Origin of the sequence: Arthrobacter sp. N199823 (genome assembly GCF_002929705.1) — a bacterium.
GTDB lineage: Bacteria > Actinomycetota > Actinomycetes > Actinomycetales > Micrococcaceae > Specibacter.
In genome coordinates this window covers 12,386-38,802 of the sequence record NZ_PJIN01000003.1, presented here as the reverse complement: position 1 = coordinate 38,802, position 26,417 = coordinate 12,386, and the positions used below count along the sequence as shown (strand labels likewise).

Sequence of the window (26,417 nt, the reverse complement as noted above, 5' to 3'; positions counted from 1 at the left end):
GGACGTTGTGATCAGGGGGTTATTGTCATGGGGTTGTTGCCATGCGTACTACGCCAGATCTTTGACCAAGTCTTTGATCAGGGCAGTGGCGGTGAACTGCCCCATGCGGACGGCGCCGTCCACGTGCTGATAGCCCTCAGCGGCCAGATCTGAACAGGACCAGTGGATGGGTCCCACGGGTGTCAGCTGGTCGGGACCGTAGCGGTGCAAGCCGCCTAGATCGTAACTGGAGGCGTAGGCACCACGGGTCCACTCTTCCGAGCCCCAATCGGATTCGTAGTAGACCACTGGTTCAGCAGCAGCATCGCCAAGGAATTCCGCGAGCGATGCGGTAATTTCCTTCTTGCGCTGCTCCGGGGAAAGCGTGAAAGCGTAGTCGGCCTTTTCGTCGGAAACGAAGCCAACCAAGGTGCCGCGGGGGTCTTGGTGGTTCGTGTTGTCATAGACCTCCTGAACCAACGAGGAGGCACTAAAGCCGGTGCCGGACAGCCCGTCTTTCCGCCAGAACGGGGTCTCATAGACCGCATGAACCTTGATGACCAAACCCAGGGATTGGTGCTGATGCATCTGGTGCTGGCGCCGCGGCAGCGGCGGATCGAAGGAGACCCGGCTGTAAAGGTTGGGCGGAACGGCCATGATCACCCGCTTGGCGGTGACGGTAGCGCCGTCGGAAGTCACGGTGGCGAGGTAGCCGCCGTCGTTCTCCTCCCAACGGACAGTCCGGGCAGCAGAGTTCAAGATCACGTCCGCGCCGAGCTCCTTGGCGATCGCGAGGGAAACGCCCTGCATGCCGCCCACCACGCGCTTATCGAGGATGAAGTTGTCGTCAACGAGGTTGCTGAAGGAGCCGGCGGAGGCTGCCATGAAGACCGCTTGCAAGGCCGAGAAGGCGTGGGCGGGCTTGGTCAGCATGCCGCCAGCAATGAACAGGCCGATGTTATTGCAGGCTTCCTCGTTGCCGGACTGGGTGCGCAGCCAATGATGGAAGGAGATGATGTCTAATTCGCGAGCCTGCGGGTGCGCCCAGGGTGCGGCGGGGTCCATGAGGGCTGCGAGCGCGTCGAGGGTGTCGATGAGCTTGTTCATCTCGGACTCGGTGTCCGCGGCGACCGGGAACATTTCGCCGGTGTAGCGGGTGCGGGTGCCGTCGGGGGCGATGTAGACGCTATCCCCGTCACGGTAGCGCGAGTAGGTGTCCAAACCCAGTTCATCGAGCAGGCCGATCAGGGCCGTCTGGTCCGGGGAGACCCACTGGCCGCCAATCTCCAGCCAGGCGCCGTCGATCGTGTTAGTCCAGGTGCGCCCGCCAACTCGGTCGCGGGCCTCCAAGACTGCAACACTCAGGCCCGCTTTTTTCAGTTCGTGCGCGGCTGTCAGTCCTGATGGTCCGGCGCCGATGATGACAACGTCGCGATTGAACGTGACGGGGTTTTCTGCCGATGTCATTGTGTCCCTCTCCTGCAAAATTTTCCGTGATGCGCTTCACTAAATGAATGCCGTTCATTTAGAATAGACTGTAATGGACGTCACCTCCTGCCGTAAAGGGGTAGGCCAAAGAAATTTGCGCCTAGGTGCCTGACGAAGCTGCGCGAGGACATTGCGTAAGGATCAAGGATGAGGAATGGGATTGGCTTTGGCTGAGACTGCGGAACTGCATCAATCGCGACGCCGGGCCGGCCGGCCCCCGCAGGCACTGCTGAGTTCGGCGCGGATCACCAAGGCGGCACTTAAGTTAATAAGCCATGACGGCTACAAGGGCTTGACCATGGCGGCCTTGGCCAGATCATTGAATGTGGCGCCATCAGCTCTTTACAACCATGTCCGTTCAAAGCAGGATGTGCTGCTGCTTGTTGAGGATCACCTCATGGGCCGCGTGAATGTTTCTGCGTTCGCCACCGAACCATGGGACGCTGCGGTGGCCAGCTGGGCACGCTCTTACAGGGACGTTTTCGCCGCACATCTGCCGCTGATCCCTGTCATTGCACTGCTGCCGGTCACCAACGCACCGGCAACCATCACCATGTACGAGGCCGTTACGAACGGATTTCTGCGGGCTGGCTGGGCTCCGGAATCCGTCATTGACGCCGTCGTGGCGCTGGAGTCGTTTATTTACGGTTCGGCCTATGACGTCAACGCACCCGCCGATATTTTCGACGCCGGGACGCTCGCCCCTCAGGCTCCGCACTTCAGCGAGGCCGTGGAGCAACGGGGGGTGGGCGCTTGTGCCGCAGCGGCCCGGAGCAATGACGCTGATGCCGCGTTCACGCTGGGACTGAAAGCAATGATTGCCGGGCTCGCAGCAACGTTGGGGCCGGGCACAGTGTGAGCGCGACTTAGACACAACAAGGGCCCGATCTGCCGCATCAGCAGTAGACCGGGCCCTTGAACAGCCTTGCTTGTTCAGCACAAGCTGCGACCTAGCGGACCAGTCCGCTGCCCCAGTACGGCATGTCATCCACGGAGATCTCCGGACGTGCGGCCCTTCTGCTGCCATCCTCGAAGAACCCGGACTTGGTGGTTGCCAGGGTCATGACGGCATGCGCCGTGGCGTCACCGAGCTCGTTCAACGCCGCCGTGCTCAGATTGTTCACGGTGTCGCAGGCCTGGTGATAGCAAGCGTCGTAGGGAGCGCCAGCTGTGCCACCATAGATGGCCGCCTCCTCGTCGCTCTTCAGGCCCTCTGCTCCACTAAACAGTCCGCCGGCCGGGATGCCAACTTCGATGAACGGGCCATAGTCCGAGCGGCCGTCAAACGCCGTCGGCGCACTCGCCAAGCCCTGCGCTGCGAAGTAGTCGTTGAATACCGACTCAATCTGGGCCGATCCCGGAGGGCCTCCCAGACCATTGGCCTCGTCGGAACCGTCACCGTCATAAACGAATCGCACGTAGTTGGTCGAGCCGAGCATGTCGAAGTTCAGATTCGCGTAGATTTTTGACAGCTGCGCATCTTCGAGGCTCGCCACGTAGTGCGTGGAACCTAGCAAGCCGGACTCCTCGGCACCCCAGAAGGCGAAACGCACCTGCTGGCGAGGCTTAATATTCAGATTCTGCATCTGGATCGCCGTCTCGAGAATCACAGCCGTGCCGCTGCCGTTGTCATTGATTCCCGCACCTTCGAGCACTGAATCCAGATGAGCGCCCACCACCACTGTTTTGTTTTTGTCGCCCTTGGGGGAATCGGCGACGATGTTGGTGGTGGTGCGGGTTTCATTAATGATGTCTGTGCTGACAGCAACGCTGGTGGCCCCAGCCACGGTGGCATTGTAAAGCGCCACTCCGTCCGCGTAGCTGATGCCAACCACGGGAATGGCTGCCGGAGCCCCAAGTGTGACTCCACTCAGAAGGTCTGTCCGGCCTGGGTTGCCCTCATTGAAGATCACTGCCGCTTCATACCCGGCCGCAACCGCGTTGTCTACCTTGACGGAGAAGTTGCAGGTGCCTCGCTGAATCAACGCGACCTGGGGCACGGTTGCGGAAGCGGGAACAAAGTCCCCCACCGCGCACCCGGAGGCTGAACTGGGCAGCGGGGTTGCCGGAATGACAACGTTTGTGGTGGCAATCAGCCCCCCGGTCACGGCTCCACTGCCCGAGTACTGCATGGATTCCGTCTCGTAGGGGATCGACGACGGCGAGACCTGGCTCAGGGTGGCCGGGGTGACTTCCTGGTAAAACGGGAACTCAAACTTCTGCTCGGTGACCTTGTAGCCGGCCTTCTTCAACTGCTTCTTGACGTAGTCGGCGGAGGCCGCATAGCCGGGCGTCCCCGATGCTCGTGTTCCGCCATTGTTTTTGGCAATTCTCTGGAGCACGCGTTCGTGCGCCATGATTCCGCTCACCGTTACCGACTTGCGTAATTTGTTGGTGTTGACGTCATCCACGGCTGACGCGGCCGTTACTGGAACCAGCATGGCCGCAACGACCACCCCGGCTACCAGCAAAGCTCTTGTTCTCATGGTGTCTCCTTAGATTTGCTCCCAAGTGGGAGCCATTCCACCCTGCCGAGGTTTCCCTATGCTGCATCTCGCCGGAAGTACCGTTTCCAAATCGTTACCTTAAGGGTCAAGATTCGGTCCTTTTGGCTAATTTTTGCCATCTTGTCTTGACGGCCGCTCCTTGGGCAGTGGACGCCAGCACTAGCCATGGCAGGAATGGAACCTTAGGCTGAACCACAGGCCACCACTTTTGTACATGGGAGAAAATTATGGGATTCAGTATCAGCAACGCAGCTCTCCGCCTTGTTTCCGGGGCGTTCATTCTCAACTCCGGAATCAACAAGCTCAGTCTCCCGGCGGAGCAAGCCGCGGGCCTGCAGCAAATGGCGCAGCGGGCGATTCCCCAGGTGGGCAAACTGGCACCAGAAAAATTCGGCAAGTACTTGAGCTATTCCGAGATCGGCATTGGCACGCTGCTCCTGACGCCGTTCATTTCCAGCCGACTGGCCGGGCTGGCACTGGGCGCGTTTTCTGGCGGCCTCGTAGCTACCTATCTCAAGGGGCCGGGCATGACCGAGCAGGACGGCGTCCGCCCCACGTCGATCGGCACGCCCTTGGCAAAGGATTTCTGGCTGGCAGGCATTGCCGTGGCCTTGATTTTCAACCGCAAACGCCCCGCCCGGAGCAGCTAGCCGGGAAAGCCTGCGCCGAGAAGAAAAGGGTGGCCAGACAACCCTCACGATGGCACTCTTTAACGTCGGCCGTCTGGGGCCTTCAGCATTGCGCTGCGGCCTCTTCCCGGAGGGAACCATGAAACCCAGTGACACGCCAGCCACACCCGCTCGCTGGACGCATGCTCCGTGGGCGACTCGGCACGTGGTCGCGGCCCCGCCTCCACGGGAGCCGGCGTTACGTGGAAAACAGTGTCGTCCGGCTGCGAGAGCCTAGGCCTGGCGGGCCTGAGCGGTTCAGCGGCGGGAGTCAGCGTGGCCGGCTTTGCCAGCGGTGGCCGACTACACCCCCATGGCCAGAACATTTGGCGCCGCGTCTAACAGGGTCCTGTCCATGGGCGTGGTGACGGGCGACGGCGTGCTGCGCCATGTCAGCGCCGGACCTCTTCTGGGGCCTGCGGGGCGGCAAAGGTTCCCTAGGCATCGTCACAAAAATGGAATTCAGCCTGCTCCGGCTGCGCCACATCTACACCGGCGCGCTCTTCTTCGGGTCTGCCGACGTTGAAACGGCCCTGCAGACATGGACCCAGTGGTGCCCCACACTGCCGTTGGCGGCCATCACCTCCATTGCCCTGATGCAACTGCCACCCATGCCAGGGGTGCCCGAGCCTTTGGCGGGAAAATTCAGCATTGCAGCGGCAGACACCTTGTTGGAGGCGGCCGGCCCGGACAGCGCCTCGCCCCAGCTCATGGTGGAGATCAGGCAACTGGGTGGCACCCTCGCCCGGGACGGGCAAGTGCCCAACGCCCTGTGCCACCGCAGCGCCTCCTTTGGCCTGCACACGGTGGGCGTCGCACCACCGCCGGAGCTTCCTGCCATCAGGGCGCACTCGGCCGGGCTGCTGGGCACCAAGTCGCCCTAGGCATTTGGCGGCACCCTACCCAACTTCTCAACAGCTGACGGAGCTAACGGATTTGCCGCCGGCTACACACTCGCTGTGCTGGAGAAATTGACAGTCTTGGCCCAGCACTTTGACCCGGCGCATGTGTTCCGCGTGGGCCAGGTTCCGGCGCGGTAAGCTCACTGCAGGGCTGGCGTGGCTTGCCCGCCTTGCCTTCGAAGGAGCCTGCCGTGCCCAGCACCCCAAGCGCCAATGCCTCGGCGCCGCCATCGCCCGGCCTGAGCGCCATGCTCGCGCGCACTGACGTGATGCGCCACCGGGGACGGCTGGCGTTGATCAACCGCGCCGACAGCAGTGCGGCGCTCACACCGCATGGTGCTATGGTGGCTGATCTCTTGGCCGTGCGGGAGGTTTTGGATGCATGCGGCATCGAGTATCTACTGGTCCGGGGCAACGATCAGCGGCCGGTGCTTGCCATCGACACCTCGCTGCGGCCCACATTGGAGCGCGCCTTGGCAACAGCCTTCGCGAGGGAACCTTTCTATGCCCGCAGCGTTGACACCAAAAAATCCACCATCCTCCTCGCCGATGGCGCCCTGGGACGCTCCGGCGAAACACGAATTTTCAGGCTTTTCCGGCCCCGGCTCGAGCCCAGCGGCGGCTTGTACTACGGCGCAGCGTGGGGCGTGCAGATTGAACTGTGGTCATTCGCCGGCACGCAGATTGAACTGCCCCAGGAGAACTCAATCACCCGGCGCGTCCTAGACCCCCGCGAGGCCCGGCGCAGCACCGTGGAACTTTACGGTCGCAGCTGGCCAACCATTGAAAACATGTTTATTGACCACGTTTTTGATGTCCGCTTCGAGATAGACATGGTGTTTTCTTGGGTGGACGGCAGCGCCCCCGCATACCTTGAATCCCGCCGCGCCCTGGAGGCAACGGCGGTCCTGGGTGAGGGCGATGACCATGAATCAAGGTTCCGCCACGTGGATGAGCTCAAATACGCATTGCGTTCGGTGCATATGTTTGCCCCATGGATCAGGCACATCTTTATTGCCACGGACTCCCCCGCCCCGGTGTGGCTGGCCGCCCACCCTAGCGTAACCCTGGTTCGCAGCCATGAACACTTTGTCGATCCAACCGTCCTGCCAACGCACAATTCCATGGCGGTGGAGTCCCAACTGCACCATATTGAGGGATTGAGTGAACATTTCCTATATTCCAATGACGACATGTTCTTTGGCCGCCCCCTGTCGCCGGACATGTTCTTCACGGCAGGCGGAATTACCCGCTTCATGCTGTCCCCCAACCGCATAGGCCTCGGCGAAAGCGATGCAGAGCGGAGCGGCTTTGAGAACTCCGCCCGGGTTAATCGCCGCCTTCTGTGGGACCGCTTTGGCACCTTCACCACCCACCATCTGGAACACAGCGCAGCACCACTGCGCAACTCGGTTCTGGCAGAGTTGGAGCAGGAGTTTGCCGCGGAGTTTGCCGCCACCGCGGCCAGCACCTTCCGTGCAGCGGAAAACATTTCAGTCACAAATTCCCTGTACCACTACTACGCCCTGCTGACGGGGCGGGCGGTCATGCATGCGGACGGCCTGGGCATCTACGTGGATACCGCCAGTACAGCCGGACTGGCGTCACTGGGGAAGATCTTGGCGGAGCGGTGCGCCGATTTCCTCTGCCTCAATGACGGCAGTTCCGGTGACGCAGCGCCGGACCAACGCCGCGAACTGGTCACGGACTTTTTGGAAAAATACTTTCCCATCAAGGCTCCATGGGAAAAGTAAGACACCCCGTGGCCCGGGCACCGGCGTCCGCCTACGGACCGGTCAGGCCCAGTGCTGCCAGGATCAGTTGCTCGGAGTTTTCAGCGGCAGGGCCTGTTGAGCCTTCCACGGCTTCCACGTTGCTTTCAGAGACAGCCTCGAGAACCTCGCTTCTGTGAATGCTGACGTCTCGCGGTGCTTCAATCCCAATGCGGACTCCTTCGCCGCGCCCGCCGTCGAGGATAGTCACAGTTATGTTTCCGCCAATGACGATCTTTTCGCCGATCTTGCGTGTCAATACCAGCATGCGGTTCCTTCCATGGATGTGCAGATGGGGTTGTTTCTAAAGTTCACTTGTTGTTGACTGGCGCCCGTCGACCCAGCCAACAGGCAGTTTGAGCTCGTTGACGCTCTCAGGGGTCGCGGTGTCCGTGGCGCCAAGAACAGCCAGGGCGTCGGGGACTGAATACCTGCAGGCCCGCCGAACCCAGGATTGAGTGTCTTCGGGTTTATGAGCCGCATCCACCACCAACCACAGCTGCTGGGGCCGCAGCGAGGCCAGCATGGAAAGGTTTGAGGATCCACGCTGTCCAAAGCTAAATGCTATCAACAGCGGTTTCCCATCACCGGCCGCCTGGGCCTGCGCCTTCGTCACCTCAACACTGTCAAGGAACACGTGGCTGACATCGTTGGAACGGTGGTCCCCGGCGGTGAGCAGTTTGGCCCCGTTCTGGAGGTCGCCGGCCATGCTCCACGCGGTGATCAGCGGTTGGTCGCGAATCCCCGCCAGGACTATCAGGTCCCCGGGCACGGTTGACGGCCGCGGAGTTGCCCTCACGTCCTGGGCGGAGCCCTCATCCTGGGAGGCTGTGCCGGGACCGGCCGCCGCTGCCCCGCCAGCATCGCGCGCACCGAAGTCTGGAACACCGGAGCCTGCCCCGGCCATCTGTTCCAGGATGGCATCAAAGTCGGGCTTCGCGTCGATGGCCCGGGCGGATCGGGACGGCCGGGCTTCGATGGCCCGTACGGATCCAGACGGCCGGGCGTCGTCGGCCCTGTCGGCTTGGGCCAACAGATCGCCCAGGCCGCGCTTCGGGGCAGCAGATCGGCGGGCGGAGGCAGCGCGAACCTGGACGCCCGTTTCACCGAAGGCACGGCCCAACGCCGGCATTGTGTCAACCTCAACCATGACTTCAAAGGAGGTGGTGGCGCCGATGCCGAACAGCCCACCCGTCTGGATCCTTTCGGCACGAACGATGCGGGCCGCCGCCCCATATTTTTCAAAGAGTTGCCAGCGCAAACTCTCCAGGCTGTGGCCCCTAAGCTGAAATTGAGTGGGCACTGCGCACTACTCCTACTGTTTCGATGATGGGGTTCCCGGCTGTCGCCTCCGTATAGGAAAGCACCGGCAGTCCCTTGACGCGTCCGGACACGAGCCGCCAGATGGCGGGTCGCAACGCAGGGGCACAAACCAGGACGGGGCTGCGCCCGCCCGCTTCGGCGTCCGCAAACAACTCCGTGATGGAAGTCAGGAACCCCTCCACGCGGCTTGGGTCAACCACAATTTGGGTGCCCAGTTCGGAAGGGCGAAGCCCCTCCAGCAGCGATTGCTCCAGGGCAGGATCAATCATCAGTACTGTCAGGGAGCCATTTTCCAGGTACTTGTCTGCAACCACGGGGCCAAGGGCGGCCCTACCCGCTTCGATGAGGCCCTCGGCGTCGGCGCTCTTCTTTGCCTGCAGAGACAAGGACTCGTAAATTCTGGGCAGGTCGTTGATCGGCACCTGCTCCGCGAGCAGCCCCTGCAGCACACGTTGCACCTCACCCAGGGACATGAGCCCGGGGATCAGCTCCTCAACAGTGGATGGCGAGGTCTCCTTGACACCCTCCGTCAGCACCCGGACATCCTCGCGGCTGAGCAGCCTGGCGGCATTCGCTGTGACCACCGAGGAGAGGTGCGTGACCAGCACCGAAACCCTGTCCACCACTGTGGCTCCAGCGATTTCGGCGCTGTGCCGCATCTCCGCCGGCACCCATTTTCCGGCCAACCCAAAGACGGGCTCCACAGTGGGTGTGCCCGGCAGTGACGACAGGTTGTCCCCCAATGCCAGGACACGTCCGGCAGGCGCCGTGCCACGCCCCGCCTCCACTCCGGCGATGCGGATGACATAACTGGACAGCGGCAGCTCAACGTGATCACGGGTGCGCACCGGCGGAACCACTATGCCAAGCTCCATGGCCACCTTGTGCCGCAGTGCACGAATGCGTGCCAGCAGGTCATCGGCGGAGCCGTTGACCAGGTCCACCAAGTCGGTGGCAAGCTGAATTTCCAGGGGCTGGACACGCATTTGTTCAATGATATCCTCGGTGGTTTCGGCCCGTGGGGCTGATGGCATTGCCTCCAGGGCTGCCGTCTTGACCGCAGCGGTTTCGGCAGCCTTGACCCGTTGCCCCATAAACAACAGCAGGGCACCAACACTCAGGAACAACAGCACAGGCATGCCTGGAATGACCGCCATAATGATCGCCGCGATCCCGGCCACCATCAGAGCCGGGCGTGACTGGGTCAACTGCAGGGCCGCCGTCGTACCCATGTCGCTGGAGGCGTTGGAACGGGTGACAATCATACCTGTGGCCACGGCCATCAACAGTGCCGGGATCTGCGTCACCAGGCCGTCTCCAATGGAGAGCAGGGAGTAGGTGTGCACGGCGTCGGCCAGGTCCATGCCGCGCTGAAGCATGCCGATGGCGATGCCACCAATGAGGTTGATGATGATAATGATGATGCCCACAATGGCGTCGCCCTTGACGAACTTGGAGGCACCGTCCATGGCGCCGTAGAAGTCGGCCTCGGCGGACACCTCCACGCGGCGTTCCTTGGCTTCGGCATCGGTGATCAGGCCCGAGTTCAGGTCGGCGTCAATGGCCATCTGCTTGCCTGGCATGGCGTCAAGGGTGAAGCGGGCCCCAACCTCGGCAACCCGCTCGGCTCCCTTGGTGACCACAACGAATTGAATGACAACAAGGATCAGGAAGATCACGGCACCAATGATCAGGTTTCCCCCGACAGTCACCTCACCGAAGGCTTGGATGACTTGTCCGGCATGCGCCTGGCCCAAGACAAGACGGGTGGAGGCCACATTCAATCCCAGCCGGAACAACGTGGCAACCAGCAGCAGTGACGGGAACACGGAGAAGTCCAGCGGCTTCTTCACAAACATGGTGTTCATGAGCACCAGCAGCGCAAACACGATGTTGATGATGATCAAGATGTCCAGCAACAGGGTTGGGATGGGCACTACAAGGAGCAGCACAATGCCGACCACACCCATGGGGATGGCCAGTGCGGACACATTGCGGTTCACGGCGAATTCCTTAACTTGACGGGGTAAAGCAGTTGATGGTGCGTGATGGTTCAGGCGGGGGCCAGGCCGGCCGGGATGCTCGACCCGGTAGGCAGGATTTGGTGTGTCCCGGAAGCACTGCCGCGTTTCTTCAGCGCCATAACAAAGGCAAGGACTGCGGCAACCTGGTTGTACAGCTCCACGGGAATCTCGGCTCCCAATTCACAGGAACCATGCAGGGCCCTGGCCAGTGGGATGTCCCTGACCATGGGCACCTTTTTCGCCTCGGCCTCGGCACGGATGCGCTGGGCCACCCTGTCCGCCCCCTTCGCCACCACGCGGGGCGCCGATTTTCCGGGTTTGTAGCGCAGCGCCACTGCCACGTGGGTTGGGTTGACGAGTACGACGTCGGCTGTTGCCACGGCGCTCATCATCCGGCTGCGTGCCATCGACAGTTGACGTTGGCGTCTGGCCGATTTCACGAGCGGGTCGCCGTCGGTGCTTTTGTGCTCATCCTTGACCTCTTTTTTGGTCATCCGGGTCTTTTTCCGGTTGCGTTTGGAGACCACAAAGACGTCAGCCACGGCCAATATCATCCCGGCAGCCACGGCGTACTGAATCAGTTGCACCAGCCCCTGCCCGGCCGTGGCCAGCATTTCGGAGATCGGCAGTGCACCGGCCCCCAACAAGGTGGTGCTCAAACCTTGGACAACAATGTACAAAACCAGACCCACCACGGCTGTCTTCAACAGTGACTTGGCACCATTCCAGAGAGCCTGGGTGCCCACAACTGTTTTGAGGCCCTTGAGCAGGTTGAATTGTTCGTATTTGGGTTTGAACTGCTTAAAGCGCACGCCGCCCTGCAGCACGGCTGCCGCCAGTACGGCCACCACGACCGCAACGAACAAGAGCCCCAGAATGCCTGCGAGGGAGGAAAGCCCGTTTTCCATGGCCTGGAGCGCAGCGGGCACCTCGGGATTGGCTGCGACTGCTGTCACAGTGAACATCTGGTCTGCCAGGGCGTCTGTGGCTCGCGTAATGACGTTGGGGATCATGATGACGGCTGCCCCGACCCCCACCCAGGCCGTGAGGTCCTGGGAACGGGAGAGTTGCCCTTTCTGGCGCACCTCGCGCATGCGTTTGTCGGTGGCTTGTTCGGTTCTTTCCCCGCTGGGCTCATCCGCCACGGCTGATCACCCCCGTCAACGCGGTCATGGCTGAGGTCACCAGGGACGCCACAACAGGTCCCAACGCAAGTAGGAGCATCCCGCCCAGCGACAGTGTCAGCATGATCTTCAGGGGGAAGCCCAGTGCGAATGCGTTCAGGGCCGGGGCCACGCGCGTCAGGAGTCCCAGTCCGGCGTCGGCAAGGAACAAGATGACCAGCAAGGGTCCGGCTATTTGCACGGCCGCCACAAACATTTGGGTCACGGCGCCCGCCATTGCCTCCACCGGATTGGTCAGGTCAAGGCCGCCGCCCAGAGGGATGGCATCAAAGGATCTGGCCAGCCCGCCAATGATGAGCTGATATCCGTCGGAGGCAAAGAGCAGGGCAAGGGTTGTCATCTGGAAGAGCCGGGTGAACTGGGCGCCGTTGACCATGGACTGCGGGTCGAACGCCTGGGCCATGGAAAAGCCGCCAAACAAATCAATGAGCGCGCCCGCTGACTGGACGGCAGCAAACACCAGGTAGACCAGGAAACCCAGGGCAGCACCAGTCACGACTTCCAGCATGACGGAGCCAATGAACGGCCCCGTCTCACTCACCTCGCGGTCAATAGTGACGCGACTGGTCATGGCAAGGCCCAAACCCAGGGCCAGCATGCCCTTTATGCGCAGCGGGATGGCGTTATAGGAAAAGGGTGGCGCAATGACAATGAAGGCGGTGACCCGCACCACCGCCAACAGGGCTGCCTCCAGCCATCCAAGGTCCAAGGGGATGTTCATGGCTTTTGCGCCCTACCCGGCCAACAATGCGGGGATCTTGTCAAAGAGCTGGTGCGTGAACGTCACAATTTCGGTGATCATCCAATGCCCGCAAATAACAAGGGCTATCACCACGGCCACGGCTTTGGGCACAAACGACAGGGTTGCTTCCTGAATCTGGGTGATGGATTGCATCAGGGACACGGCAAAGCCCACCACGAGTGCCGTAATCAGGATCGGGGCACACAATTTTGCAGCCACCCACAGGGCCTGGACGGCAATATTCAAGACTTCTGCGGAATTCACGGGCCACCTGAATAACTTTGAATGAGGGCGGTGATGATGAGTCCCCACCCGTCCACCAGGATGAACAATAAGATTTTGAACGGCAGCGAGATCATGACGGGCGGGAGCATCATCATGCCCATCGACATCAGTGCCGAGGAAACCACCAGGTCAATGATCAGGAAGGGGATGAAGATGACAAATCCGATGATGAACGCTGCGCGCAGCTCCGAAATCATGAAGGCGGGGATCAGCGTCAGCATGGGCACGGCGTCGGGCGATTCCGGGTTTTCCCTGTTCGCGGCACGGGTCATCAGGGCAATGTCCGCCTCACGCGTGTGCGGCAGCATGAACTGGCGCAACGGCGTCCCGGCCAGCTCGAAGGCCTTGTTGACGTCCACCGTGCCGTTCAAAAATGGCTGAACGGCGGTGGTGTTAATGTCGATGAGGGTGGGAGACATGATGAAAAGGGACAGGAAGAGGGCCAAGCCTGCAAGCACCTGGTTCGGCGGTATGGTGGGCAGGCCTATCGCGTTGCGTGTCATGGCCAGCACCACGAAGATTTTCGTGAAGGACGTCATCATCAGCAGTAGCGCCGGAGCCACTGACAGCAAGGTGACGGCCAGAAGGGTGACAATCGAGGAGCTCGGCGTCCCGCCCAAACCGTTGACGGTTAGATTGACGCCCCCACCCGTATCCGGTGTGCTCGGATCTGTAGGCGGTGTTGGTTCCAGCGGGTCGGCGGGGGCCATGACCCCGATGGCGTGCGCAGGCGCAGCGTTGAGCATGGCGAGCAGGTACAGTACGGTCAGCAGCAGGACCCCGACGACGACGGCCTGCACCCAGCTGCGCGGGTGCACGAAGGCTCGGCTCACCGATTCAAGCCTTTTCTTACTGCGGCGCCCGCCTGTGTCCAGGTGCTGCGGGCAAAGATTGTCCCGTGCAGGGCGCCAGCACCTGGAGCCGGTTGGCGGAGCCGGCGTGCGGCATGGTCGCGGCGCAGGGCGGGTTCACCGGCGGCCTTGAGTACCTCCTCAAAGACGGGGTCGCTCACAATCCCCAATTCAGCAATGTCCAGTTCGGGCACCGCAATGGGCGCATCGGAGGTGTGCAGGACGTTGATGGAGTGTTCGGTGACACCGAGCAGAAAGCGCTGGCCGGCACATTCAATCACAACCACCGACGCTTTCTGGCCCACATTGCGCCGGCCAACCACCTCAACCGGCGCCTGCCCGCCTGTACTCCCGCCACGGGAGAAACGCTTTTGCGCCATCCACAGGAGCACCATGACTACTGTGAGGGCAAGTCCCACCCGCAGTACCAGGAGGAACGCGTCCACCTAGCCAACCGTCTCTGCTGTGTCAAGGATCTTGGTGATGCGCACGGCATAGTCCTGGTCCACAACAACTACTTCTCCATGCGCAATAAGGCGGCCATTGAGCAGCACGTCGGCGGGGGAACCAGCCGAGCGGTCCAGGTCCACAACATTGCCCGGCTCGAGTCCCAGGACATTGGCCACGCTCATGCGTGTGCGGCCAATGACCACCGACAACGCCATTTCAACGTCGTGGATGCGTCCCAAGTTTGCCGCGCTCAGCTCACCGCCGCCGTTTGTGGCTGAGTTGCGGATCTTGATGGCCAACCAGGCATACGGGTCCTGGTCGGCGCCGCCGTCGAGTAACTGAAAAACGGTTGCACCGGGATCTGCAAAGAGGACGACTGCACCACTCTCCGTCACCTCACCCAAAACTCCTGAACCAAGGTCAGCAGTTGCCGCCTCGAACGCGGGGCGCAAGACGTCGGGCAGCGAGAACGGCCCCGATCCTCCGGCCAGACGCAAGGAATCCTCGGCCCTGGAGGACAGCACCAGCGCCAGCTCCGCCGAGTGCCGGCCCACATAGTCCACTGCCACACCCATTGCTCCGGCGGGCACCGCCCCAGTGGGCGTCACCGTTGCTGACAGCGGTGACGGGGAAGGCAGCAGCTTGGCCAGCGCGGAGGCTGCAGCCTGGGTTGCCAAGGTGGTGCTCATGAGTTTGTCCCCTCAGTTGTAACAATTTGCCCGGCCTTGCGTGACCCGTGGGTCACGCTTATGGCCCGGGCAATCGGTTTGCCCCCCACTGTCAGGTCAAACGGCCTGGCGGTGGGGTGGGGAAGCGTCAAGACATCTCCCACCGACAAATTCAAGATGGTGTTGGGGGTGACAGGCACCGGGGCCAAGGCCAGGGCCACCTCCACCGGGACTTCCCCCACTTGGGCGCGCAGCTGGGCCGGAGCCGCCGCTGCGTCGCTGAGCGGGTTGTTGCTGCCCAATTGCTGCACCAGAATCTCGGCCGGGAGCGCAATGGTGGCATGCCAACTGTGCTCCCCCACCCGGACGGTGAACCCGGCAACAATCATCAAGGTGTCTGTGGCGGCCGCCTGGGCGAACTGCGAATTGAAAAGGATGCCATGAACCGTTGGCACCTGCGCAAGCAGCGATCCGAAGGAGTACCGCAGGTCCTCGAGCGCGTCCTCCATGAGGCGTTTCACCAAGGCATGCTCAATTTGGGTGAACTTGCGGTCGGGGATCGTTGCCGTGGAGGCTCCACCGAGCATGCGCGTAACCCAGAAGAGCGCCGCCTCGGACGGGAATTGAATGACACCGCGGGACTCTTGGCCATCCAGTGAAAACAACACCATGGCCGTCGATGCGGGCAGGGAAGCCGCATACTCGTCATAACTCGCCATGGTCACCTGCTCGGTGACGACGGCGGAACCGGTCCTGATTTTGGTGGTTAGCTGCGTCCCCCACTGCCTGGCGAATGTTTCAAAGGCCAATTCCAGGACGCGGCTGTGCTCACGGGCCAGTGTTGTGGGGCGCCGAAAATCGTATGCCTCAACCACCTTGTTGGCCCGGGAAGCGGGCAGCTGTGAAACAGGCGAGAGAACGGGCATATCTGTCACTATCGGCAGGCGCGGTGTGTTCGTTAGGAAGAAGCTGCCCTAGCTTTAAGGACGTCGGGAATCAGGGCCCGCACTTGTTCGGGCTGGTTGGAGAGCACCACTATGTCCACACGGCGGTTCAGCTCGCGCAGGGGTTCGGTGGAATTGTCATTGACGGAGCGGGAGGAACCGTAGCCGATGGCGCCGATCTTGCGTCCCCCAATTCCTTGATTCTCAACCAAGTGCCTGACCACGCCGACAGCCCGTTCGGCTGACAGCTCCCAGACGGAGGGATAGTTGGTGATGGCATTGGCCGCATGTCCTTCCACGGAAATGTCCAGCTCTGATGACTTCAGCACGGGAGCTATGGTGTCAAGCACCTCCGCTGCCCTTGTTGACAGGTGGGGGCTGTCCGGCTGGAAGAACGACTGCGATCCGACGAGTTTCACGCTCAGGCCGCGCTGGTCAATCTGAAACTGGACATTCTCGGCCAGCCCCTTGTTCTCCAGGCGCAGGCTCATGGATTCCTTCAGGGCACTGAGTTTGTCCACCTCCGCCTTGGCCAGGTCCAGGGGAGTTTTGGTCAAGGTGCCCTCCTTGCCGACGTCCTTGGGCGGGACAACGATCCCCGAGGCGGTGTCGACCTTTCCAACAGCCACCTGGCCAAAGCCGGTGGCCAGGGAGTCCCGAAGTTTTACGTATTTGTCCTCGTCAACGGTGGACATGGCATACAAGACGATGAACATGCACATCAGCACCGTGACCATGTCCATATAGGAAGCCATCCAGCGCTCGTCGGGGTGGCTTTCCTCGGGTTTTCCACGACGCTTGCGCCCGGACTTTCCTCGCTTGCTCATGCCGCTTTCTTGCCCTGCGCGTCGGCGCCGCCCGCGTTCTTCACCCGCTGCTGGCGGTAGGCGGGCACCATCGCCGTCAACCGCTCACGCAACAGCGTGGGCTGCGATCCGGCTTGCACGGCCAGGACACCTTCCATGACAAGCGTCATGCGGTCCACCTCAAGTTCGGAGAGGCGGCTCAGGCGTGTGCCAATGGGCAGCCAAATGAAGTTCGCGGACAGCAGGCCCCAGAGGGTGGCCACAAACGCGGCCGCAATCATGTGGCCGAGCTCCTCGGGCGCGGAGAGATTTTCCAGCACATGGGTCAGGGACACCACTGTGCCGATGATCCCCACGGTGGGGGCGTAGCCGCCCAGGGTCATGAAGAATTTTGACGCCGTGTGGTCGCTCTTGATTTTGGCCTCGACGGCGTCGTCCAGCAGTTCGCGCAGATCCTCCCCGTCAGTGCCGTCAGCAATGTTTTGCAGGGCATTGCGCAGGAAGGGATCTTTAGTTTCAGCGGCGGCCGCTTCCAGGGAGAGGAGCCCCTCGCGGCGCGCCTTGTCGGCCAGGGCCACAACCTCGTCAATGCTGTCTCCGGGCTTGGGGGGCTTTCCGGTGAAGGCCTTCGGCAACGACTTCACCGCATGGAGCACGTCTTTCATGGTTGAACTGGCCACGCCGACGGCGATGGTGCCCACCAGGACCAGCAGCATGGGGGCCGGCAGCAGCAGGCTCGAAACACTTGCGCCTTCGAGCGCGACCATGCCATACAGCGCACCGAAGGCTATGAGCAGGCCTGCAATTGTTGCGGGATCCATCGCTTTACTATCCTTTGGTGGAGGGGTTTCCTGGAGTGTGGATGATGCTCAGCTTGGGCGGAGAGTGCTGCTCTTCAGCGTCGTCGGAGTAGTTGTGGGCCATCGAGATGATGCGGGCCCGGAACCGGGCAATCTTTTCAATAATGTCTGCCATGGATTCAGTGACAATGTAATTTGCCCCATCAGCCATGACCACGGTCGTGTCAGGGGATTCAAAGATGCGCTCAATTAGATCCGGATTCAACGCAAATTGCCTGCCATCCAGACGCGTGACAACTATCAAATGCTCATCCTTAGAGTTGCGAAGACGCCAGCCGCCCCACAATGGTACTGTCGGCTGTCCCGCCGCATTGGTTAGCTGCGGGACAGCTTTTGTATTGACCTCGTGCCGCCGTTAGCGTTTGAGCTGGGTCAATTCCTGCAGCACTTCATCGGAGGTGGTGATGATTCGGGCGTTGGACTGGAACCCGCGCTGGGCCACAATCAAATTGGTGAACTCCTGGGACAGATCCACATTTGACATCTCCACGTACCCGCTGGTCAGCGCGCCCAGACCGTTGGCGCCTGCCGCACCAACGGTCGCCGCGCCGGAGGAGGCCGTTGCCCGGTAGCTGGATGATCCAGCCTTCTCCAGGCCGCCGGCATTGGTAAAGTTGGCCAGCGCGATGCGGCCGATCACAACGTTTTCGCCGTTGCTGAAGGTTCCTGTCAGAGTTCCATCCGTGCCCATGCTGAAGGAATCCAGGGTGCCGGCAGCATTGCCGTTTGTCTCCGTGACGGCCACGGTGGACATTTCCGCGTAGCCTGTGACGCTGGACAAGTCCACCGAAATGCCGCCAACGGTCAAGGCAGTGCCGGGGGCGCCGGCACCGTTGGTGAACGTCAAAGCTGTGGCCCCCGTGGCGCCGTTGGCGTCGGCGCCGGCCACATCCCAGCCGGCTCCCGTGCGGGTGAAGGTCAGCGACACGTTGCGGGCCTGGCCGTTGGCGTCGAAGACCTTCATGTCGCGGGTCAATGCGGTGCCGAGTGCTGCGTCCTCGGGAAGGTTGCCGCCCATGGTTGCGCCCGTGGTGGCCTCGGCAGGGGCAATCATCGCCTTGGAGATGACAATGTTGGACAACCCGGCACCGGCGTTGACTTGGCCGTTGACGGCCGCCCAACCCTGCAGGAGTGCACCGTCGGGTGACACCAGGCGGCCCTGGGAATCAAAGTCAAATGCCCCGGCACGGGCGTACATCTGCTCGCCACCCTTGTTGGTGATGAAGAAGCCATCCCCGGAGATCATCATGTCAGAAGACCTGCCGGTGGCCTGGGCCGAGCCCTGGGAGAAATTGGTGGAAACGCCCGCCACCTGAACACCCAACCCCACTTGGGCGGGGTTGGTTCCGCCTGCACCGGCCTGGGCCGCCGCACCCGCGCGGGTCACCTGTGAAAGCGTGTCCTGGAACTGGACTGTGGAGGACTTGAACCCGGCCGTGTTGACGTTGGCAATGTTGTTGCCGGTGACGTCGAGCATGGTCTGGTGGGCGCGAAGCCCGGAAATGCCTGAATACAGGGAACGAAGCATGCGGTGATGCCTTTCTGTGCTGGGTGGGTGGAGTGCTGGGTGGTGGAGGCTAGTTGACGTTGGTGTCCGGCCCGGGCTCGGGCAGCGGTTCGCTTTCCGGGGGCGCATCATCGGTGACCGGAACGGAGGTGACCCCGGAGATCACGTCCAGCGGAACAGTCTTGTCCCCCACGGTGACTTGTGGGATGCCACCGGCGAAGGAAACGGAGGTGGCAACGCCGCTGTGCTTGGTGCCGTCGGCGTCCTCCCAGGAAACCTGCTGGCCAATGAGCGCTGCCGCTGAGGTGCGCATTTGCAGCGCGAAGTTCTCCGTGGCTGTCGTGTCCATGTTGGTCAGCTTCTCCATGGTGGCCAGCTGGGTGGTTTGGCTGATCATTTGGTTGGTGTCCATGGGAGAAGAGGGGTCCTGGTGGCGCAGTTGGGCCACCAGCAAATTCATGAACACTTCGGAGTCCATGACTTGCTTGGGCGTACGCGTGCCTGCAATGCTGTTGATCCCGTTGACCGATGCCGGCTGCGGGGAACCACCTGTTGTGTTCACCGCGGCGATGGAGTCGTTGCTCATGGTGGGGTGCCTTTCTAAACCGTAATGTCCAGTGAATTGTTTGCAGCAGTTGGAACGTCCGACGGCGCCAGCCTGCGATGCGCTGCCGGGCCCGGATCGTCGGGCCGTGCCACGGGGTTCCAGGGGTTTCCGGACCCTGGGGGGCTGCGGTGGCCGGCCCCGTGGTCCTGGCTGCCATTCCCTGTTCCCATGCTCAGGGAGGCTGCCATGCCGCCGGCAGCCAGGTCACGCCTCAGATCCGCCAGAATGTTGCGCAGCCCTTCGCGCCCGGCGTCACTTGGGCTCATCATTTCGATGCGGATGCCGTCTGCGGCCAGATGTGCCCGCACTGTGACAGGACCCAGCGCATCGGGGACCACGTTGATGGTCATGACATGTTCGCCCAGGGGTGCTGCGGCCAGGGCAAACAGCGGTCGGGCCAGTTGTTCGCTCAACATGGGAGTGCCGGCCGGCACAGCCTGCTGTGCGCTGCCAGGCGCCGGGACTGGCGGTTGGGTTGGCAGCGGGAGCGCCGGTGGAATCACGGCGGACGTTGGAGCGGATGAGGCGGAAGGCGCCGGCGCAACAGCTGCGTCAACCGCCTGCCGGCCTGGCTCCGTCGCAGGCGCCGGGGTCTCACCCTCAACATGTGGGGCCGTTATGGCGCTGTTAAGCCTTGCCGGCACGATGTCCGCTGAAAATTTTGGCGCAACTCCCGGCATGGGCTGGAGCGTTGCAGCGACTGGCCCGGCGTCATCCGGAACAGCTGCGGACTCTGCAGACTCTGCGGACACTGCAAAAGCATTTCCGAGGTGTCCGACAATGGCCGTGGCAAGGGTGCCACCACCTTGGGGCACGGCCGCACTTGGCGTAGTTTGCGCTGGACTCGCAGCCGTCACCGCAGTCGCTGCCGCCACAGCCGGAGGTGCCACACCTTCGCCAGCCAGGGGCGCGCCAGCAGGGGCCGCCGCTCCGCCACCGCTGTGGACAGGCACGCCGCCGTTCAGTGCTGCGGTTGCCGTAACTGGTCCGCTGGCGGGGCGTGGCCCGGCAGGGGTCCCGACGCCCGGGTCAGCTGCCGGCATCGCTGCAAAACCGTCGGCCGCAGCGTCCGGGGATCCGCCGTCGGGTGCCTGGCCGTTGGATGCCCCGCCGGAAGCGGCAGCCACGGGCGTTTGGGGAGCAGGCATGAGCGCAGCATCGAGTTGATGTTGATTCGGGGGGGGTTGGGCTGCCGCCCAGAACTGGGTCATCGCGGCGTCATTGGCGGGTGCACGCTCCGACCCGGCCTGTGCAAGCTGGCCTCCGTGGGCCGGCAGGGTGGCACCGGAGGTTTCCGCCGGTTCGTTGGCGGTACTAGCGCCGGCGGATTCTTCCGTGGACAGCCCGTCGGCGGTGTTGGCGCCCGCATCCCCCAACGCCTCACCCAACGCGTCGCCGAAAGCAGTGCCCAGGCGCGCGCCAAACCCCGACGCTGTTGCCCCCGGCGCAGCTTCGGAGCGCGTCGTTGTGCTGGCTGAAAGGGACGGGAACAGAGTTGCAGGCAGCTTCATGCGTTCTCCAACCTAGAGTCGACCGTGGCGCCAAGATTGGGTGAGCCGTGCTCCGGTGTGCGGGAAGACGCCAGCTCGTCGAGGAAGATTTGTTCCTCGCGAAGCAGGAGGTGATGTTGCTCGACCCGGTGCCGATCAGCCAAATTCTCCAAGGAAGCCGCGGATTTTTTGGCGGCGAGCAGCTCAGCCTGTGCCTGGGCGGCCTCCTGCGTGGTGGAGTCAGTCAAGGCGTGCAGTTCCAACAGCATGCTGCGCGCGGACGACCGGGCCGCGGCACTGGCCCGCAGAGCCATCGCTGATCCGGGGTCCGAGGGGGTGTCAGCCAGCACGCCACGCACCCGTCCCACCCGTCCCTCGTGTTCCTTGCGCCGGGCGTTTGCCCGTGCCAACGCCGCTGCGGCTTGTTCTTCCTGTGCCTGGCGGAATCGCAAGAGCCCGGCCAGGCGGAATGACTTGCCCATCTATGCTCCCAAAATGTTGTTGGTGAGGGCGTTGAGTTCCGCCCACGACTGCCGTGCCGGAACTTGCTGGTCCATGCCTTGTTGTAGAAAATTGTTGATCGCAGCCCCGTGGCGCACTGCTGCGTCCACGAGCGGGTTGCTGCCGGACTGGTAGGCACCCACGTCGATCAAGTCTTGGGCTGCGGCCCTGGCCGCCAACACCTTGCGCAGGGTCCCGGCGTCGTCCTTTTGCTCCCTGGTGCACACCTTGGAGGCCACACGGGAGATGGAGCCAAGCACGTCGATGGACGGGAAATGTCCTGCCACGGCTAGTTTTCGCTCCAACACCACATGGCCGTCAAGGATGGAGCGGACGGCGTCGGCGATCGGTTCGTTGTGGTCGTCCCCGTCAACCAGAACTGTATAGAGGCCGGTGACCGAGCCAATCTTGTCGGTGCCTGCCCGCTCCAGCAGCCGGGCCAGAATTGAAAAGGTCGACGGCGGGTACCCGCGGGTGGCTGGCGGCTCGCCCACCGACAAGCCAATTTCACGCTGCGCCATGGCCACGCGGGTCAGTGAATCCATCATGAGCATGGCGTCCACGCCGCGTTCCCGGAATGACTCGGCGATCCTGGTGGCTGTGAAGGCGGCACGAAGTCGCATCAAAGCTGGCTCGTCGCTCGTGGCCACGACAACTATTGAACGGGCAAGGCCATCCGGCCCCAGATCGTCCTCCAGGAATTCGCGGACCTCACGCCCGCGCTCCCCCACCAAGGCAATGACGGATACGGCGGCCTCGGTGCCGCGCGCGATCATGGACAACAGGGAAGATTTGCCAACGCCGGAACCGGCAAACAGGCCCAGCCGCTGCCCGCGCCCGGTGGTGGTCAGGGTGTCCAGAACCCGCACGCCCGTCTGCAGCGGTGTCGCGATCCGGGCTCGATCCATGGAATTGGGCGCCTTGTTCTCCAGCGGAACCCCGCTCACACCTTTGAGCGGCCCCAAACCGTCAATGGGGCGCCCCAGCCCGTCGATGACCCGGCCCAGTAGACCGTCGCCGGTGGGAACCAGCATGGGCTCCAACTTGGCACGGACGGGGTCGCCCTCCCCCAGCCCGGTCATGGGCCCGAGCGGCATGATTTTGAGGCTGCCGGCACTGACCGCCACCACCTCGGCATCGATGGGCGTGCGCCCGCCGATGGTGACCATGTCACCCACGGCGCAACGCAGGCCCTGCACCTGGACGACCAGGCCAACCACGCCCGTCACGACTCCCACGCGCTCCGGGGCTGCTGCACGTATGGCCAGCGAAAGTTTCCGGGCCCCGGGGATGACGGAGCTTTTCATGACGCATCCTGTGCAGCGGGTGCCGGCATGGATCCGCCAGCCAGGGCCGCCTTGACCCGGGCAACGGCGGTGTCGAGTCGGGCGTCAACGAAACCGTACGGATATTCCGCCACGGCGTCGCCGCGGTTCAGGGCCGGATCCCCCACCAGTGTCAGGGTTTCTGGGAGTATCCCGGTGACACGGCCCAGGACGGCCAGATCTGCCGGATTCATGCGAATGGCCACGGGAACTTCTGCTTCACCCGTCCCATAAGCCCGCGCCAGGGCTGCCCGGGCGGAGGTTTCCCCGTCACGAATTTCGTGTCCCAGCAAGGCCTCGGCCAGCTCCAGTGCGCAGCTGAACAAGGCCTGTTCGGAGTCGGCCAAGACAGGAACGGTGCGCTCCACAAGGGCAGCACCGGCCAGTCGCAGGGACTCCACCTCGGCAGCATGCCGGGCTTCGAGTTCACTCACCCGCCGGGCGTGGTCGGCGTCGTGGCGGGCGCGGGCGGCCGCCGTTTCACGGCTCGCCAACTGCAGTCCCGCGGCATACCCTGCCGCATGGCCCTGCGTGAACCCGCGGGTCTTGGCGTCCGTGTGGGCTTGGGACTGTGTGGGAGTGGGGACCACCGGGAATACTGCCGGGCGGGTGGTGGAAGGCTTAGTAGACAATGTCATCCTCGTCCCCGCGGCGGATGGTTATGTCACCCGCGGCTTCAAGTTCGCGGATGATCCGCACAATGTCGGCCCGGGCCTGTTCCACTTCTGAGGTGCGTACAGGGCCCAGCGCCTCCAACTCATATTCAAGCAATTCACGGTTGCGCTCGGAGATGTTGGCCCGGATGGATTCCAGGACAGCCGCGTGCGCACCCTTCATGGCCAGGGCCAGGGTGTTGGCGTCGATGCCGCGCAGCACCAGCTGCACGTCCTGGTTTTCCAGCTTCACCAAATCCGCGAACGTCAGCATGCGTGAACGCACTTCTTCGGCCAGTTCCGGGTCCCGCAGCGCCAGCTCCTCCAACAGTGCCCGCTCCGTGGCGGCGTCTGAGCGGTTGATGATGTCCACCAGCGGCTGGACCCCGCCAATGACCGCCATCTGTTCACGGGGGGCCACCACGGCCAGGGCGCGCTGCTTCAACGTTTCGGCCACGATGCCAACAGCTTCAGGTGTTGCCGCACCCATGGTGGCGATGGCCTGGGCGACGTCGGCACGAAGTTCCCCCGGCAATCCCGCAAGTGCCGCCGACGCCCGGTCCGGACGCAGGTGGGCCAGGACCAGCGCAATTGTGGCCGGCAGTTCGTCTTCCAGCACCGACAACAGTTGTCCGGGCTCGGCGTCGTCCAGAAACTCGAAGGGTCGCCCAGCCATGGTGGACGCCAGCCTGTCCATGACACCTGCGGCCTTTTCGCTGCCGAAGGAGGCAGCCAGCAGGCCCGCGGCGAAATCCCGGCCACCCTGGGCCGCATGCCTGCCCCGCACTGCCAGTCCATGGAACTCATCAACAACCGCGTCGGCAACCTCGGGCTGGACCCTGCGCATTTTTACAATTTCCGCGGCAATCGATTCTGCCTCGGCATCCGAAAGGTGGGACATGACGGCGGCAGCCGCAGACTGGGAGAACTGCATGAGCAGGGCCGCGGCCTTTTGCGCCCCTGTCAGTGTTGCTTCAGCCATCAGACGCCCGCCCGATCATCCATGAGCGAGCGAAGTAGGCCTGCGGTTTTTTCCGGGTCGGCGCCGGCCATGGCTTCAAGGGAGGCCCGTTTGGCGTCCGTGTCGCTTCGTTCGGCCACGGGCAGGGCGACAGGGGCCGGGATGGCAGCCATGGCAGTGGTGTCCGGCGCGGGCTCCAGCGGCAACGGACTCCGGGTGATCATGGGCGGGCCCTGCTCCCCGAGATCCACCAGTTCACGCACCTGGCGGCGGTTCTTGCGGGCGTACAGTACGGCAGCGATCAGCGCCAACAGGAGCAACACCGCACCAAACATGATGTTGCGCCAGTTTTGGGCCGTGGCGGCCGCCCCGGCCTCAGCCTTGGCCGCGTCAATAGCGGCCTTCGCGGCGTCAGCCTGGGCTGTCGAAAACGGCACCACCCGCATGCTGACAGTGTCACCGCGCCCGGCGTCAATGCCCGCTGCCACGGAAACCATCTCCGTCAGGGTTGCCGCATCGATTCGGCCTACTGCTGCCGAGTCAACGGCAACTGCCAGTGATTGGCGCTGCAGCGCTCCTGCCGGAATGAGCGTGTTTTCGGTGACCTTGTCGACGGCGTTGTTCTTGGTGGTCTTCTCGGATTCGGAAGAGCTTCCTGTGGTGCCGGCACCATCGGGGACGGCGATGTTGTCTGGCCCCAGCACGCCGGTGCCGGTTGACGTTCCGCCGGTGGTCGTCTCGGTGGTGGATGATTCATTCAGTGCCGGTGCCCCGTCAGGGGAGGTGAAGGCCTCCCTCACCCTGTCAGTTGAGGCCTTGTCCATGGTGGCAGTCAGGGAAACGGTGGCATTGCCTGCACCCACAACCTTGTCCAGCATGGACTGCACTGCTGCTGTGACGCGTTGTTCATAGGCCTGGGTTTGTTTGTCGCCGGTGCCGGTGGTGCCCGTGCCAGCCGCCGAAAGCACCGCACCGCTTGAGTCAACCACTGAAACGTTGACGGGTTTCAGTCCCTCCACAGCGGAGGACGTCAGGTGCACAATGGCGTTGACCTGTTCATCGGAGAGGCTGACCCCGGGTGTTGTCTCAACGAAAACCGACGCTGTGGGGTCTTCCTTCGTTGAGGTGAAGACTGTTTTTTCCGGCACGGCCAGCTTGACGGAGGCGGTTGTGACCCCGTTCATGGCCATGATGGTTTGGGCCAGTTCACCCTCCATGGCACGCTTGTACGTGACATTTTGCTGGAATTCGGAGGAGGTGACGCCCATGCTGTCCAGCAGGGAGTACCCGGCCGTGGTTGCCGCGGGCAGCCCGGCCGAGGCCGCCTTGAGCCGTTCATCGTAAACGTTGGCATCCGGCACCAAAATGGTGGAGCCGCCGTTGACCAACTGGTAGGGGATGTTGTCCGTTTTCAGCTGCGTGACGATGGCATTCGCGTCGGCCGGGTCCAATGCGGAGAAGAGCGGGGTGTAGCTTGGCTTGGACAGCCAGGCGGCAAGTGCCACGCCGCCCAGAACCAGCACCGCAATGCCGATGATGACCAGCGTCTTTTGGGCCATGCTGAAACCCTTGGCGACGCCTGCAAATCGACCTGCCAAGGAAGATACGAATGGCGGCATCAGGCCTGCATCCTCATGATCTCGTTGAACGCGTCAACGCCCTTGATGCGCAACGTTGAGACCAGCTCCAAGGTGACAGCTGACCGGCTGGAGGCAATGGTTGCCTGGTGAATGTCGTCCAGACTGCCTGTTGCTGCCGTGACAGCCAGGGCGCCCGAAGTGGACTGCAGCCCCTGCAGATTAATGAGGGCATCACCCAAGGAGGCGCCGAATGCGCCTCCGCCGCTGCCTTCAGCGACGGCTGGCAGATAGCTTGTGCCGGCGCTTGCCTGTACACCTTCGATTCCCGAAACACTCATGG

At 62.8% G+C, this 26,417-nt stretch carries 28 protein-coding genes; 4 read left to right on the top strand and 24 right to left on the bottom strand.

Annotation, left to right across the window (positions count from 1 at the left end):
* Window positions 1-48: 48 nt before the first annotated feature.
* The gene (locus CXQ93_RS07345) at window positions 49-1,446 is read right to left on the bottom strand and encodes an NAD(P)/FAD-dependent oxidoreductase (RefSeq protein WP_104109821.1); all 1,398 of its coding nucleotides are present in this window, start codon (window positions 1,444-1,446) and stop codon (window positions 49-51) included.
* 175 nt (window positions 1,447-1,621) lie between these two features.
* Between CXQ93_RS07345 and CXQ93_RS07340 the strand changes: the two genes are divergently transcribed.
* Window positions 1,622-2,326: a TetR/AcrR family transcriptional regulator gene (locus CXQ93_RS07340; protein WP_104109820.1), complete on the top strand. Its 705-nt coding sequence runs from the start codon at window positions 1,622-1,624 to the stop codon at window positions 2,324-2,326.
* Window positions 2,327-2,417: 91 nt separating this feature from the next.
* Here CXQ93_RS07340 and CXQ93_RS07335 read toward each other — a convergent pair whose 3' ends face one another.
* Window positions 2,418-3,953, bottom strand: coding sequence for a M20/M25/M40 family metallo-hydrolase (locus CXQ93_RS07335; RefSeq protein ID WP_104109819.1), 1,536 nt, complete (start codon window positions 3,951-3,953; stop codon window positions 2,418-2,420).
* Window positions 3,954-4,201: 248 nt separating this feature from the next.
* On the opposite strand from CXQ93_RS07335, the gene CXQ93_RS07330 reads away from it, so the two are divergent.
* The 3 genes from CXQ93_RS07330 (at window position 4,202) to CXQ93_RS07320 (ending at window position 7,298) form a co-directional block, all read left to right on the top strand.
* Window positions 4,202-4,624 (top strand): hypothetical protein, encoded by a 423-nt coding sequence (locus tag CXQ93_RS07330; RefSeq protein ID WP_104109818.1) that lies wholly within the window; start codon window positions 4,202-4,204, stop codon window positions 4,622-4,624.
* Between the two features lie 407 nt (window positions 4,625-5,031).
* Window positions 5,032-5,526, top strand: a complete 495-nt coding sequence (locus CXQ93_RS07325; protein WP_104109817.1) for a hypothetical protein — start codon at window positions 5,032-5,034, stop codon at window positions 5,524-5,526.
* Window positions 5,527-5,792: 266 nt separating this feature from the next.
* Window positions 5,793-7,298 (top strand): stealth family protein, encoded by a 1,506-nt coding sequence (locus tag CXQ93_RS07320; protein ID WP_219817340.1) that lies wholly within the window; start codon window positions 5,793-5,795, stop codon window positions 7,296-7,298.
* Window positions 7,299-7,329: 31 nt separating this feature from the next.
* Here the strand turns inward: CXQ93_RS07320 and csrA are convergent, their stop codons facing one another.
* From csrA to CXQ93_RS07210, 22 genes are all read right to left on the bottom strand, one after another.
* Entirely contained in the window at window positions 7,330-7,584 is a 255-nt protein-coding gene (gene csrA / locus CXQ93_RS07315; RefSeq protein WP_104109816.1) for a carbon storage regulator CsrA, read from the bottom strand.
* A gap of 36 nt (window positions 7,585-7,620) precedes the next feature.
* Window positions 7,621-8,619: a hypothetical protein gene (locus tag CXQ93_RS07310; RefSeq protein WP_146073184.1), complete on the bottom strand. Its 999-nt coding sequence runs from the start codon at window positions 8,617-8,619 to the stop codon at window positions 7,621-7,623.
* Complete coding sequence (locus CXQ93_RS07305; protein WP_258068789.1) at window positions 8,597-10,609, bottom strand: flagellar biosynthesis protein FlhA; 2,013 nt, start codon at window positions 10,607-10,609, stop codon at window positions 8,597-8,599. The genes CXQ93_RS07310 and CXQ93_RS07305 overlap by 23 nt, the downstream gene beginning before the upstream one ends.
* Before the next feature lie 83 nt (window positions 10,610-10,692).
* Complete coding sequence (locus CXQ93_RS07300) at window positions 10,693-11,808, bottom strand: flagellar biosynthesis protein FlhB (protein WP_104109813.1); 1,116 nt, start codon at window positions 11,806-11,808, stop codon at window positions 10,693-10,695.
* The gene (locus CXQ93_RS07295) at window positions 11,798-12,568 is read right to left on the bottom strand and encodes a flagellar biosynthetic protein FliR (protein WP_104109812.1); all 771 of its coding nucleotides are present in this window, start codon (window positions 12,566-12,568) and stop codon (window positions 11,798-11,800) included. The genes CXQ93_RS07300 and CXQ93_RS07295 overlap by 11 nt, the downstream gene beginning before the upstream one ends.
* Window positions 12,569-12,580: 12 nt before the next feature.
* Window positions 12,581-12,853, bottom strand: coding sequence for a flagellar biosynthesis protein FliQ (gene fliQ / locus CXQ93_RS07290; protein WP_104109811.1), 273 nt, complete (start codon window positions 12,851-12,853; stop codon window positions 12,581-12,583).
* Window positions 12,850-13,620, bottom strand: a complete 771-nt coding sequence (gene fliP, locus CXQ93_RS07285) for a flagellar type III secretion system pore protein FliP (RefSeq protein ID WP_104110271.1) — start codon at window positions 13,618-13,620, stop codon at window positions 12,850-12,852. The genes fliQ and fliP overlap by 4 nt, the downstream gene beginning before the upstream one ends.
* A gap of 83 nt (window positions 13,621-13,703) precedes the next feature.
* Window positions 13,704-14,171, bottom strand: coding sequence for a flagellar biosynthetic protein FliO (gene fliO / locus CXQ93_RS07280; RefSeq protein WP_104109810.1), 468 nt, complete (start codon window positions 14,169-14,171; stop codon window positions 13,704-13,706).
* Entirely contained in the window at window positions 14,172-14,864 is a 693-nt protein-coding gene (fliN, locus tag CXQ93_RS07275) for a flagellar motor switch protein FliN (RefSeq protein WP_104109809.1), read from the bottom strand. It abuts the gene before it with no gap.
* A complete protein-coding gene (locus CXQ93_RS07270; protein ID WP_104109808.1) occupies window positions 14,861-15,769 on the bottom strand; it encodes a flagellar motor switch protein FliM in 909 nt (302 codons plus the stop codon). The genes fliN and CXQ93_RS07270 overlap by 4 nt, the downstream gene beginning before the upstream one ends.
* 32 nt (window positions 15,770-15,801) lie before the next feature.
* Window positions 15,802-16,614: a flagellar motor protein MotB gene (locus CXQ93_RS07265; RefSeq protein ID WP_104109807.1), complete on the bottom strand. Its 813-nt coding sequence runs from the start codon at window positions 16,612-16,614 to the stop codon at window positions 15,802-15,804.
* A complete protein-coding gene (locus CXQ93_RS07260) occupies window positions 16,611-17,414 on the bottom strand; it encodes a motility protein A (protein ID WP_104109806.1) in 804 nt (267 codons plus the stop codon). The genes CXQ93_RS07265 and CXQ93_RS07260 overlap by 4 nt, the downstream gene beginning before the upstream one ends.
* 7 nt (window positions 17,415-17,421) lie before the next feature.
* Complete coding sequence (locus tag CXQ93_RS07255) at window positions 17,422-17,697, bottom strand: flagellar FlbD family protein (protein ID WP_104109805.1); 276 nt, start codon at window positions 17,695-17,697, stop codon at window positions 17,422-17,424.
* Window positions 17,698-17,808: 111 nt separating this feature from the next.
* Window positions 17,809-18,981, bottom strand: coding sequence for a flagellar hook protein FlgE (locus CXQ93_RS07250; protein ID WP_104109804.1), 1,173 nt, complete (start codon window positions 18,979-18,981; stop codon window positions 17,809-17,811).
* A 49-nt stretch (window positions 18,982-19,030) separates the two neighbouring features.
* Window positions 19,031-19,546, bottom strand: coding sequence for a flagellar hook assembly protein FlgD (locus CXQ93_RS07245; protein WP_104109803.1), 516 nt, complete (start codon window positions 19,544-19,546; stop codon window positions 19,031-19,033).
* A gap of 14 nt (window positions 19,547-19,560) precedes the next feature.
* Window positions 19,561-21,078 (bottom strand): flagellar hook-length control protein FliK, encoded by a 1,518-nt coding sequence (locus CXQ93_RS07240; protein WP_104109802.1) that lies wholly within the window; start codon window positions 21,076-21,078, stop codon window positions 19,561-19,563.
* Window positions 21,075-21,539, bottom strand: a complete 465-nt coding sequence (locus CXQ93_RS07235; RefSeq protein WP_104109801.1) for a flagellar FliJ family protein — start codon at window positions 21,537-21,539, stop codon at window positions 21,075-21,077. The genes CXQ93_RS07240 and CXQ93_RS07235 overlap by 4 nt, the downstream gene beginning before the upstream one ends.
* A complete protein-coding gene (locus CXQ93_RS07230; protein WP_104109800.1) occupies window positions 21,540-22,865 on the bottom strand; it encodes a FliI/YscN family ATPase in 1,326 nt (441 codons plus the stop codon).
* On the bottom strand, window positions 22,862-23,515 hold the full coding sequence (locus tag CXQ93_RS07225) for a FliH/SctL family protein (protein WP_146073183.1): 654 nt from the start codon (window positions 23,513-23,515) through the stop codon (window positions 22,862-22,864). The genes CXQ93_RS07230 and CXQ93_RS07225 overlap by 4 nt, the downstream gene beginning before the upstream one ends.
* Complete coding sequence (fliG, locus tag CXQ93_RS07220) at window positions 23,505-24,518, bottom strand: flagellar motor switch protein FliG (RefSeq protein WP_104109798.1); 1,014 nt, start codon at window positions 24,516-24,518, stop codon at window positions 23,505-23,507. Before fliG ends, CXQ93_RS07225 begins: the two co-directional genes overlap by 11 nt.
* Window positions 24,518-26,056, bottom strand: coding sequence for a flagellar basal-body MS-ring/collar protein FliF (gene fliF, locus CXQ93_RS07215; RefSeq protein ID WP_258068695.1), 1,539 nt, complete (start codon window positions 26,054-26,056; stop codon window positions 24,518-24,520). Before fliF ends, fliG begins: the two co-directional genes overlap by 1 nt.
* Window positions 26,057-26,115: 59 nt before the next feature.
* Entirely contained in the window at window positions 26,116-26,415 is a 300-nt protein-coding gene (locus CXQ93_RS07210; protein ID WP_104109796.1) for a flagellar hook-basal body complex protein FliE, read from the bottom strand.
* Window positions 26,416-26,417 lie beyond the last annotated feature (2 nt).

Coding starts and splice junctions, on each gene's coding strand:
- CXQ93_RS07265 (WP_104109807.1), bottom strand. CDS start 16,614: ATGAGCAAGCGAGGAAAGTCCGGGCGCAAGCGTCGTGGAAAACCCGAG.
- CXQ93_RS07210 (WP_104109796.1), bottom strand. CDS start 26,415: ATGAGTGTTTCGGGAATCGAAGGTGTACAGGCAAGCGCCGGCACAAGC.
- CXQ93_RS07330 (WP_104109818.1), top strand. CDS start 4,202: ATGGGATTCAGTATCAGCAACGCAGCTCTCCGCCTTGTTTCCGGGGCG.
- fliG (WP_104109798.1), bottom strand. CDS start 24,518: ATGGCTGAAGCAACACTGACAGGGGCGCAAAAGGCCGCGGCCCTGCTC.
- CXQ93_RS07320 (WP_219817340.1), top strand. CDS start 5,793: ATGCTCGCGCGCACTGACGTGATGCGCCACCGGGGACGGCTGGCGTTG.
- CXQ93_RS07305 (WP_258068789.1), bottom strand. CDS start 10,609: ATGGGTGTGGTCGGCATTGTGCTGCTCCTTGTAGTGCCCATCCCAACC.
- fliF (WP_258068695.1), bottom strand. CDS start 26,056: ATGGCCCAAAAGACGCTGGTCATCATCGGCATTGCGGTGCTGGTTCTG.
- CXQ93_RS07230 (WP_104109800.1), bottom strand. CDS start 22,865: ATGAAAAGCTCCGTCATCCCCGGGGCCCGGAAACTTTCGCTGGCCATA.
- CXQ93_RS07340 (WP_104109820.1), top strand. CDS start 1,622: ATGGGATTGGCTTTGGCTGAGACTGCGGAACTGCATCAATCGCGACGC.
- CXQ93_RS07260 (WP_104109806.1), bottom strand. CDS start 17,414: ATGGATCCCGCAACAATTGCAGGCCTGCTCATAGCCTTCGGTGCGCTG.
- CXQ93_RS07295 (WP_104109812.1), bottom strand. CDS start 12,568: ATGAACATCCCCTTGGACCTTGGATGGCTGGAGGCAGCCCTGTTGGCG.
- CXQ93_RS07325 (WP_104109817.1), top strand. CDS start 5,032: ATGTCAGCGCCGGACCTCTTCTGGGGCCTGCGGGGCGGCAAAGGTTCC.
- CXQ93_RS07250 (WP_104109804.1), bottom strand. CDS start 18,981: ATGCTTCGTTCCCTGTATTCAGGCATTTCCGGGCTTCGCGCCCACCAG.
- csrA (WP_104109816.1), bottom strand. CDS start 7,584: ATGCTGGTATTGACACGCAAGATCGGCGAAAAGATCGTCATTGGCGGA.
- CXQ93_RS07270 (WP_104109808.1), bottom strand. CDS start 15,769: ATGCCCGTTCTCTCGCCTGTTTCACAGCTGCCCGCTTCCCGGGCCAAC.
- CXQ93_RS07335 (WP_104109819.1), bottom strand. CDS start 3,953: ATGAGAACAAGAGCTTTGCTGGTAGCCGGGGTGGTCGTTGCGGCCATG.
- CXQ93_RS07245 (WP_104109803.1), bottom strand. CDS start 19,546: ATGAGCAACGACTCCATCGCCGCGGTGAACACAACAGGTGGTTCCCCG.
- CXQ93_RS07235 (WP_104109801.1), bottom strand. CDS start 21,539: ATGGGCAAGTCATTCCGCCTGGCCGGGCTCTTGCGATTCCGCCAGGCA.
- fliP (WP_104110271.1), bottom strand. CDS start 13,620: ATGCTCAACGCTGCGCCTGCGCACGCCATCGGGGTCATGGCCCCCGCC.
- fliN (WP_104109809.1), bottom strand. CDS start 14,864: ATGAGCACCACCTTGGCAACCCAGGCTGCAGCCTCCGCGCTGGCCAAG.
- CXQ93_RS07240 (WP_104109802.1), bottom strand. CDS start 21,078: ATGAAGCTGCCTGCAACTCTGTTCCCGTCCCTTTCAGCCAGCACAACG.
- CXQ93_RS07345 (WP_104109821.1), bottom strand. CDS start 1,446: ATGACATCGGCAGAAAACCCCGTCACGTTCAATCGCGACGTTGTCATC.